The sequence below is a fragment of the Microcoleus sp. F4-D5 genome (assembly GCF_036704885.1).
GTDB lineage: Bacteria > Cyanobacteriota > Cyanobacteriia > Cyanobacteriales > Microcoleaceae > Microcoleus.
Map to the genome: position 1 here is coordinate 83,926 of NZ_JAUBSX010000024.1, position 7,853 is coordinate 91,778.

General features: G+C 45.7%; 12 protein-coding genes and 1 pseudogene. 5 read left to right on the plus strand and 8 right to left on the minus strand.

Annotated elements, in window-relative coordinates; all coding sequences use genetic code 11:
• Positions 1–84: 84 nt before the first annotated feature.
• Positions 85–561, plus strand: coding sequence for a Crp/Fnr family transcriptional regulator (locus tag QUA80_RS13810; protein ID WP_333425325.1), 477 nt, complete (start codon positions 85–87; stop codon positions 559–561).
• A gap of 192 nt (positions 562–753) precedes the next feature.
• Here QUA80_RS13810 and QUA80_RS13815 read toward each other — a convergent pair whose 3' ends face one another.
• Entirely contained in the window at positions 754–1,098 is a 345-nt protein-coding gene (locus QUA80_RS13815; RefSeq protein WP_333425327.1) for a DUF4870 domain-containing protein, read from the minus strand.
• Positions 1,099–1,200: 102 nt separating this feature from the next.
• Here QUA80_RS13815 and prfC point away from each other — a divergent pair, with 102 nt between their 5' ends.
• Positions 1,201–2,829 carry a peptide chain release factor 3 gene (prfC, locus tag QUA80_RS13820; protein ID WP_333425329.1) on the plus strand — a complete coding sequence of 543 codons (1,629 nt, stop codon included), beginning with the start codon at positions 1,201–1,203 and terminating at the stop codon, positions 2,827–2,829.
• Positions 2,830–2,917: 88 nt separating this feature from the next.
• On the opposite strand, the gene QUA80_RS13825 is transcribed toward prfC, so the two are convergent.
• The gene (locus QUA80_RS13825) at positions 2,918–3,181 is read right to left on the minus strand and encodes a type II toxin-antitoxin system RelE/ParE family toxin (protein WP_333425331.1); all 264 of its coding nucleotides are present in this window, start codon (positions 3,179–3,181) and stop codon (positions 2,918–2,920) included.
• A gap of 208 nt (positions 3,182–3,389) precedes the next feature.
• Entirely contained in the window at positions 3,390–3,653 is a 264-nt protein-coding gene (locus QUA80_RS13830; protein WP_333169902.1) for a prevent-host-death protein, read from the minus strand.
• A gap of 392 nt (positions 3,654–4,045) precedes the next feature.
• Between QUA80_RS13830 and QUA80_RS13835 the strand changes: the two genes are divergently transcribed.
• The 3 genes from QUA80_RS13835 to QUA80_RS13845 all read left to right on the plus strand — a co-directional run bounded on the left by QUA80_RS13835 (position 4,046) and on the right by QUA80_RS13845 (position 5,375).
• Positions 4,046–4,315 carry a hypothetical protein gene (locus tag QUA80_RS13835; protein WP_333425333.1) on the plus strand — a complete coding sequence of 90 codons (270 nt, stop codon included), beginning with the start codon at positions 4,046–4,048 and terminating at the stop codon, positions 4,313–4,315.
• Between the two features lie 380 nt (positions 4,316–4,695).
• Positions 4,696–4,920, plus strand: a complete 225-nt coding sequence (locus tag QUA80_RS13840; RefSeq protein ID WP_333425335.1) for a hypothetical protein — start codon at positions 4,696–4,698, stop codon at positions 4,918–4,920.
• Positions 4,920–5,375 carry a hypothetical protein gene (locus QUA80_RS13845; RefSeq protein WP_333425337.1) on the plus strand — a complete coding sequence of 152 codons (456 nt, stop codon included), beginning with the start codon at positions 4,920–4,922 and terminating at the stop codon, positions 5,373–5,375. The genes QUA80_RS13840 and QUA80_RS13845 overlap by 1 nt, the downstream gene beginning before the upstream one ends.
• A 174-nt stretch (positions 5,376–5,549) precedes the next feature.
• Here QUA80_RS13845 and QUA80_RS13850 read toward each other — a convergent pair whose 3' ends face one another.
• From QUA80_RS13850 to QUA80_RS13870, 5 genes and pseudogenes are all read right to left on the minus strand, one after another.
• Entirely contained in the window at positions 5,550–5,963 is a 414-nt protein-coding gene (locus tag QUA80_RS13850; protein ID WP_333425339.1) for a PIN domain-containing protein, read from the minus strand.
• A complete protein-coding gene (locus tag QUA80_RS13855; protein WP_333425341.1) occupies positions 5,960–6,310 on the minus strand; it encodes a hypothetical protein in 351 nt (116 codons plus the stop codon). The genes QUA80_RS13850 and QUA80_RS13855 overlap by 4 nt, the downstream gene beginning before the upstream one ends.
• 140 nt (positions 6,311–6,450) lie before the next feature.
• Entirely contained in the window at positions 6,451–6,786 is a 336-nt protein-coding gene (locus tag QUA80_RS13860) for a DUF5615 family PIN-like protein (protein WP_333425343.1), read from the minus strand.
• Positions 6,786–7,016, minus strand: a complete 231-nt coding sequence (locus tag QUA80_RS13865) for a DUF433 domain-containing protein (protein WP_333425345.1) — start codon at positions 7,014–7,016, stop codon at positions 6,786–6,788. Before QUA80_RS13865 ends, QUA80_RS13860 begins: the two co-directional genes overlap by 1 nt.
• A 257-nt stretch (positions 7,017–7,273) precedes the next feature.
• Positions 7,274–7,853: pseudogene (locus QUA80_RS13870) on the minus strand (hypothetical protein); the annotation flags it as partial.

Genomic DNA, 7,853 nt, shown 5'->3' on the forward strand with positions numbered 1-7,853 from the left:
GTGCCGGTCAATTCCCAATGCCCAATTCCCAATGCCCAATTCCTCTTTCTTTGTTTAAGTTTAAATTAATCACTGCATCGCACTATGTTAACCAGCGTCGAACGCCTATTGTTGGTCAGGGAGGTTCCGATTTTTAAGGAACTGCGGGATGATTTTCTCGTGCGTCTAGCATCGGTAATGGATGAACTTTCGTTTCCTGCCAAACACAGGATTTTTACGGAAGGACAAGAAGGTCGATCGCTCTATATTTTGGTATCGGGAACGGTGCGGGTTCATATAGGCGATCGGGATTTGGCACAGTTGAAAGCGGGGGCTTGTTTCGGGGAAATGTCGCTGTTTGATGCGGAACCTCGATCGGCTTCTATTTCTACTCTGGAACAATCAGAGTGTTTGATGCTGACTCAAATGCAGCTCTACGATGCTATTGATGAGACGCCTGGAATTGCTGTGAATATTATTCGCTTGCTGTCGCGCCGGATTCGCGAGTTGAATCAAAAGTTGAATGCTAAAGATGCGGTTATGCCGCCGACAGAGACTGCTAGAGTTGCTGAAATGCGATGAAAGTTGGGAATTGGGAATTGGGAATTGGCCCGCACAGGGCATTGGGAATTGCGCTTTTATAGCATTGGGCATTGCGGAAAGTTTATTTTTCTTCCTTCTTGCTTCTTCCTTCTGTTCTCAAACAATTAAAAACCCGATTTATTCAAGCAGAAATCGGGTTTTTGAAATCGATGGTGAAGCGCGATTTGCTGTCTAAACTATTCGGAAAATAAAAGGGTAGCGGTAAGGTTGGTTGGGAGTTTGCAAAACGTGGAGGATAGCCATTATTGTCAGTCCCCAGTGCAGCAGATAACCTATTGGCACTAGGATAAAGCCAGCAAGACCGAAAGTGACGACAGTTAACGCCACAATTACGGCGCTGTACACCCATACATTAAGGTGAAAATTGATCGCTTCTGTGGCGTTTTCTTTGACAACGGGGTCATCTGATACTAACAATACAGCGATCGGGGCTCCGATCGAGAACAGTAACGTACTGAAAAAAATCGCCCCGTGGCATACCAGTGATAGCAGCTTCCGCTTGTCGGAGTCGTACATATTATTTTTGTTCCTTGACTTTAGTGATAATTTTACCTTTAAAAGCAACTGTAGCACAGGCTATAATGGCGATCGGGTGATGATTCCCCTACCTAATTTGTGATGACAACTGAACTCGAAACTGAACTGCTAACTGCTACGCGGCGCCGGCGCAACTTTGCTATTATCTCGCACCCCGACGCGGGGAAAACTACTTTGACAGAAAAGCTGCTGCTTTACGGAGGTGCAATTCACGAAGCAGGTTCTGTGAAAGCGCGGCGGGCTCAGCGACACGCTACATCTGATTGGATGGCGATGGAACAGCAGCGGGGAATTTCTATTACTTCTACTGTTTTGCAGTTTGAGTATAAAAAATATCACATTAATCTGCTCGATACTCCGGGACACCAAGATTTTAGCGAAGATACTTATCGCACTCTGGCGGCGGCTGACAATGCGGTGATGTTGGAGGATGCTGCTAAAGGTTTGGAACCGCAAACTCGGAAGTTATTTGAAGTTTGCAAGCTGCGAAGTTTGCCTATTTTTACTTTCTTTAATAAGCTCGATCGCCCTAGCAGAGATCCTTTGGATTTGTTGGACGAAATAGAGAAGGAATTGGGGTTGCAGACTTATCCGGTAAATTGGCCGATAGGTACGGGCGATCGCTTTAAAGGTGTTTTCGATCGCAGAGGGCAGAAAATTCATTTATTTGAGCGGACTAAACACGGTTCTCGCGCTGCTGTTGATACCGTCATCGAATTGGGCGATCCGCGCATTGAAGATTTGTTGGAACAAGACCTTTACTATCAGCTCAAAGAAGAGTTGGAACTGCTGAATGAGTTGGGAACTGAACTCGATTTAGATTTAGTTCGGGCGGGAAAAATGACGCCTGTTTTCTTTGGCAGCGCGATGAGCAATTTTGGGGTGGAACTGTTTTTAGATGCGTTTTTAGATTACGCTATGAAACCGATCGCGCGCAAGAGCAGCGCCGGAGAGTTGCCGCCAACTTATGAAGACTTTAGCGGGTTTGTGTTTAAATTGCAAGCGAATATGGACCCGAGACACCGCGATCGGGTGGCGTTTATTCGGGTTTGTACGGGCAAGTTTGAAAAGGACATGAACGTGACTCACGCTCGCACTGGTAAAACGGTGCGTTTGTCAAGACCTCAAAAGTTATTTGCTCAGGATCGGGAGTCGATCGATGTTGCGTATCCGGGCGACGTGATCGGTTTGAACAATCCGGGGGTTTTTGCGATCGGCGATACTATTTACACCGGCCAAAAACTGGAATATGAAGGGATTCCCTGTTTTTCTCCCGAACTTTTTGCTTTTTTGAGAAATCCCAATCCTTCTAAGTTTAAGCAGTTCCGGAAGGGCGTTTCTGAGTTGCAGGAAGAAGGTGCAGTGCAAATTATGTACTCGGTTGACGAGTCGAAACGCGAGCCAATTTTGGCGGCTGTCGGACAGTTGCAATTTGAGGTGGTGCAGTTCAGAATGCAGTCGGAATATAATGTGGAAACGACGATCGATATGTTGCCTTACAGTGTAGCTCGTTGGGTTGACGGGGGTTGGGAAGCGCTGGAAAAAGTTGGGCGGCTGTTTAATACGGTGACAGTGAAAGATATTTGGGGAAGGCCTGTTTTGCTGTTTAGAAATGAGTGGAATTGCCGACAGGTGGAAGGAGAACACCCTGTTTTGAAGTTAAATGCGATCGCCCCTGTGGTGTCTGGTTTGGCTGTTAGCGAGGAGTGAGATTACCGCAGGCAAAGGACACAACACTGTTGTGTCCATACAAATGATATTTATTCGGCTTAAATACGCCGGATATAAGAAGTTACAATCACGGCTCTAACAGTTTTTCTAAGATGGTGTAAATGTCTTTTTTGTCACCATCTTTACGTCTCCCTAATCCCACGACAACAACTAGAACTCGATCTTGTTCGACTTGATAAACTATACGATAGCGCTGTCCAACAGCTCGGATGCTGCGAAATCCTGATAGGTTATCTACAAGGGCTTTGCCTTGCTTTTGTGGTTCAACTTTTAGTCGATCGATGCGATCGCGCAATTTTTCCTGTTCTCGTCGATCTTTGACCGAAAGCATCCAGGATACAAGCCCCCGGATTCATCCGTCCAGAAATAAAAAACCTGTATCCGATAAAGGATCCCCCGAATTTATCCGTGGGGTCAATGCTTCAATTCTAAAATCTAAAATCTAAAATCTAAAATCTAAAATCGATTGACTGCCTCCAACATTTCCAGTGCCAGTGGCGTAAGCTGGATCTCATATTCGATCGCATTTTCTTCGCGATTCATAGTCCCAATTTTGCTTTGGCATTTTCCCAGGAAATAGTTTCGCCTTGGCGTGCTTGGGTGATGCTTTGGCGCAATTTGGCAACGAATTCTGTATCGGTGAGAATATCTAAGGTTTCTAACAGTTCAGTCAAATGCGTGTAGCTGATTGCAGCCATCACGGGAACGCCATCTTGAGTGATGATGATAGGCTCATTGATAAGTTCTTGGGGTAGGTTTGGAAGCTGCTGCTGTGCTTGGGCAATGGTGAGTCGTTTGGACATGGTTGTACTAAAGCAACATTACTTTTAATTTAGCATTTCGGCCCAACTAACTGGTTTCGGGCCGCTGACGCTGGTAACGAGTAAATCCAAAATCTAAGATCCAAAATTTAAAATCTAAAATCGGTTGACGGCTGGCCCCCTATGCGGCTACGCTTTGAAGTGAGAGGTTGCTTGCTTGTAGAGGAGGCAGCCCGCGTCGCCCAAAAATCTAGTTGCACTGCCCAAAGCTGTTGGTAGCAGCAATGGACAGCATAACCGCCAAACTGATCACAGCAGTCTGGAGGCTAACGGAGCATTTTAACATCCTCTGTAGCCGCCCTGCTATGTCTTGAAATGCGGGGCGGCTGGGTTTTTGGGTTTTTCTAGAAAACCCAAAACCAGGAGAACATATTATGTCACAGGAATTCGTGCCTGACGACAACAAATCCCAATGCCCAAATGACGACTCAGCAGCAGTATGCGAACAGGAAGTGGTGCTGTTAACGGTTGTCGGTTCGCCGAAGGGTGTCAGGGAAACCATACTCACTTTGTACCGCCTGGGATTTGCAGAAGTGGGCGACTGGAGTCCCGTACAGCGTGCGGCGAACCCGAAGCAGGTGATGAGCGTGCTGATCCGTCGGAGGCGGGCTGATGGTATATCGCCAAGACAATCTGGGCGGTAAGCTGCAAGGTTAAGTTCTTTTTAGCGCTTACGCATGGATGGCCAGAAACCGGGTTTTTCCCTTGAATACTGCGTTGTGACGCACAGATTCGGCCAAAAACCCGGTTTCTTTGAGGAATGACGCATGGGTGGCTAGAAACCGGGTTTTTACGAGAACACTTGGTTGTGATTCGTAGATTCGGCCAAAAACCCGGTGTCTTTGGTCGGAGTGCGTCAGTCCTACAACAGTGAAAGCCTTGGAATAAAGAGGGTATTAAAGCATGATTGGGTATTATCATAAAATAAATCAACTCTAAAGATGCGCCTTGACACAGTGCTGCAAACACCGAGCCAAGACGACTTCTCCAATGTTGTAGAGCCAACACAGGAGCTATATCAATAATGACAAATAACGATCCAAATAGGTGGCTGCGCTACGATTCAGAGAGGGATATCTCCCGACACAGCGCCACCAACCCGCAGAAATGCCGGGATATGCAAAAGAAGTATGGCTGGAAACTGATCGACATTGAGGAAATCGAAAATAACTACATTTTTGAAGTTGATTGCGTGTTCAAAGGGAAAACAAAATTTCCCAACTATATCGAAGAAAAGGAGGAAGAGTGATGCAAAAATACATTGTTTTTCAAGCTGAGTCAGGTGAAGATGAAGGCTGGAGAGAGAGAAAACTCCAACACAGCCAAGCTCTAACTTTTATTATTGCAGAAAACTGGGATTCTTCTGAGGAACCGATTCCTGAACCGGGATATCGCCCTGTAGAATTTGTGCGGGTGGAGTCAGAACACGATCCACAGGAGCACGCACACAATACTCATTATCGCGTCAGCGATTGGGAAGTTGTGCGGGTGCAAACATACACGCCTGATATTCCAACTCCGATGAGCGAGTATGACGTAATTGTGATGTGTTACTGTCGGTACAACCCGATCGATGCTCCTCTGAAATCGATGCCGAAACGAGAGGTATCGATCGATTCTTTTGGCGGCGATGAAGTGGCTTACAAGCAATACCTGGAATCGGAAAAGAGCAAGAATTATGCGCCATCAGGTATCAAGTCTTAGGGCTGACGCGCGGGTGGTCAGAAACCGGGTTTTTCCCTTGAATAATTCGTTGTGATCCGTAGATTCTGCCAAAAACCGGGTTTCTTTGTCGGAGTGTCGCCCAATTCGTAAGGTGCGTCAGTTGGAAAACCCTAATTTTTATGAGTAAACTAAAGACTGACGCACCCTACAAGCTTATCTCAAACGTTTTAATAACTCTTTAGGTGATAGAATTGGTAAGGTGGCATCAGCGAAATCTCCTGCATCGCGGGTTACAATCGCCTCCAAGTTATCTGACAGCGCACAAGCTAACTGCACGGCATCTTCAAAATCGGTTAAATTAGATGCAAATGCTATTTCCAAAACGTGCCGATCGACGGCAGATACTTTCATTAATGCTAGTGTTTCAGCAATAGCTTGCCTAGCGCGATCGAGGCTGCGAGTTTGCCTTCTGACTATATAGAAAATATTTGTTAAGGTTGTTGCCGTTACATATCCCTCAATTTGCTCATTTTCGATCGCCTCAAATAAAGCATCAGCATCCTCTACAAACGGTTCTCGTTCTAGCAAACTATCGAGGATAATGTTGGTGTCTATTAATACCTTCATTTTAGGTATTTCTCCACCAAACGCTCTTCTAACATGAGGGCAACTTCGGCATCTGTTGGAGGTGGCATATCAGTTTTTGCTAGCCCTCTGAGTCGCTTTGCCGCACCTTTGCGATCGCGCCGCAATCTAATTTCAAATTCGTCATTTGTTGCGGGTGGTGTATCAGTTTTTGCTAGCCCAGTCACGGGTTCCACAAAATCATCCAGCAGAGGTTGGCGGGGTCTGAGTTCCTGTCTGATGGACTCAACAATCGCGTTGACTAGAGCTAATCTGTCGGTAACTGATAGTTTGTGGGCTTCTCGGCTTAATGGCAGCCAAGGAATTTGGGGTATTTGCGATTCGTTCATATTTATATTTTGATATTTTCTGGGTCTATATTAGCAAATTTGGGACTTACGCGCGGGTGGCCAGAAACCGGGTTTTTTCGATAATTCTTGGTTGTGATGCGTAGATTCGGCCAAAAACCCGGTTTCTTTAAACGTTTTTATTAAAACAAACTGATAATACCGCTATTAGGAGTGTCACTTAAAACTGCGATCGCATCATAGTTTTCTCTTAGTAGCCTCTCGATATCCCGCGTCGAGCAATTTCCGCGCCGTATCCAAATTACCTTGGGAGGAAATCCCAACAATAGACTCAATTCGCTAAAATCCGCATCCTTGGTAACGACAATATAGTCATGCTGACGAGCATACTCCCAAACTTCGCGATCGGGTGCGGTAGGTAATCCAATTGCATCAACATGAGCCGAATTCGGATAAATGTCAGCAAGGAGATTGATGAGACGAGGAGAGAGATTTTGGTCAAATAACAGTAGTTTCATCACCGAACAACTAACATAAACTGCTCTCGTTTAGCTGCGAAACTCAAGCAAGCTAAAATATCCTGTTGCGTGAGATAGGGAAAATCATCTAGGATGTCTTGGTAAGTCATCCCAGAAGCAAGATATTCCAACACGTCATAAACCGTAATTCTCATACCTCGAATACAAGGTTTACCACCTCGCTTACCCGGTTCGATCGTAATGATCTTAGCGATGTCTTGTTCTGACATGGCATTTTTCCTTTAGCTACTGTTTTCAATTTTAACATCAACAAATAGCGATCGGTACTTACCCCGTAGTTTCTTTGAAGGCTGACGCATGGGTGGCCAGAAACCGGGTTTTTCCCTTGAATACTTGGTTGTGATTCGCAGATTCGGCCAAAAACCCGGTTTCTTTGTCGGAGTGCGTAAATCCTCTGAACTTTTGGTGTAAGTTAAGTGGACACATCCTCCTCCTTAATGCCGCGTTTTTACTCGTTCTCATCGAGCTAACTGCTGACAGTATCGTCACCCAAATTATCGAGAAATTCTTGCAGCGAATCGCGCCAATTGCGAACCCTATCGTCATTAGGAGCAATGGCTAAAGATCGATTAAACATTTCCAGCGCCTCTTGCAAATTCTTGAGTGCTTCCTGTCCCTCAGATAATTCTGCCTGTAACACACCCAGTATTTTTAGCGCAATCCCTTTGTTGTTGAGAGCATAGTTATCATCCGGTGCAATAAGTAAAGCAGAATTCAAGGCTGCGATCGCCTCTGAGTAAGACTGTTTTGCCGCCTCAAATTCACTTAGCTGTACCTGCAAATCACCCAGACTTTGCAGCGCAATCCCTTTGTTGTTGAGAGCAGCGATATAATCCGGTGCAATAAGTAAAGCAGAATTCAAGGCTGCGATCGCCTCTGAGTAAGATAGTTTTGCCGCCTCAAATTCACTTAGCCCTGCTTGCAAATCACCCAGACTGTGCAGCGTAATCCCTTTGCGGCTGAGAGCAACGATATAATCCGGTGCAATAAGTAAAGCAGAATTCAAGGCTGCGATCGCCTCTGAGTAAGATAGTTTTGCCGCCTCA

Coding starts and splice junctions, on each gene's coding strand:
- QUA80_RS13810 (WP_333425325.1), top strand. CDS start 85: ATGTTAACCAGCGTCGAACGCCTATTGTTGGTCAGGGAGGTTCCGATT.
- QUA80_RS13815 (WP_333425327.1), bottom strand. CDS start 1,098: ATGTACGACTCCGACAAGCGGAAGCTGCTATCACTGGTATGCCACGGG.
- prfC (WP_333425329.1), top strand. CDS start 1,201: ATGACAACTGAACTCGAAACTGAACTGCTAACTGCTACGCGGCGCCGG.
- QUA80_RS13825 (WP_333425331.1), bottom strand. CDS start 3,181: ATGCTTTCGGTCAAAGATCGACGAGAACAGGAAAAATTGCGCGATCGC.
- QUA80_RS13830 (WP_333169902.1), bottom strand. CDS start 3,653: ATGTCCAAACGACTCACCATTGCCCAAGCACAGCAGCAGCTTCCAAAC.
- QUA80_RS13835 (WP_333425333.1), top strand. CDS start 4,046: ATGTCACAGGAATTCGTGCCTGACGACAACAAATCCCAATGCCCAAAT.
- QUA80_RS13840 (WP_333425335.1), top strand. CDS start 4,696: ATGACAAATAACGATCCAAATAGGTGGCTGCGCTACGATTCAGAGAGG.
- QUA80_RS13845 (WP_333425337.1), top strand. CDS start 4,920: ATGCAAAAATACATTGTTTTTCAAGCTGAGTCAGGTGAAGATGAAGGC.
- QUA80_RS13850 (WP_333425339.1), bottom strand. CDS start 5,963: ATGAAGGTATTAATAGACACCAACATTATCCTCGATAGTTTGCTAGAA.
- QUA80_RS13855 (WP_333425341.1), bottom strand. CDS start 6,310: ATGAACGAATCGCAAATACCCCAAATTCCTTGGCTGCCATTAAGCCGA.
- QUA80_RS13860 (WP_333425343.1), bottom strand. CDS start 6,786: ATGAAACTACTGTTATTTGACCAAAATCTCTCTCCTCGTCTCATCAAT.
- QUA80_RS13865 (WP_333425345.1), bottom strand. CDS start 7,016: ATGTCAGAACAAGACATCGCTAAGATCATTACGATCGAACCGGGTAAG.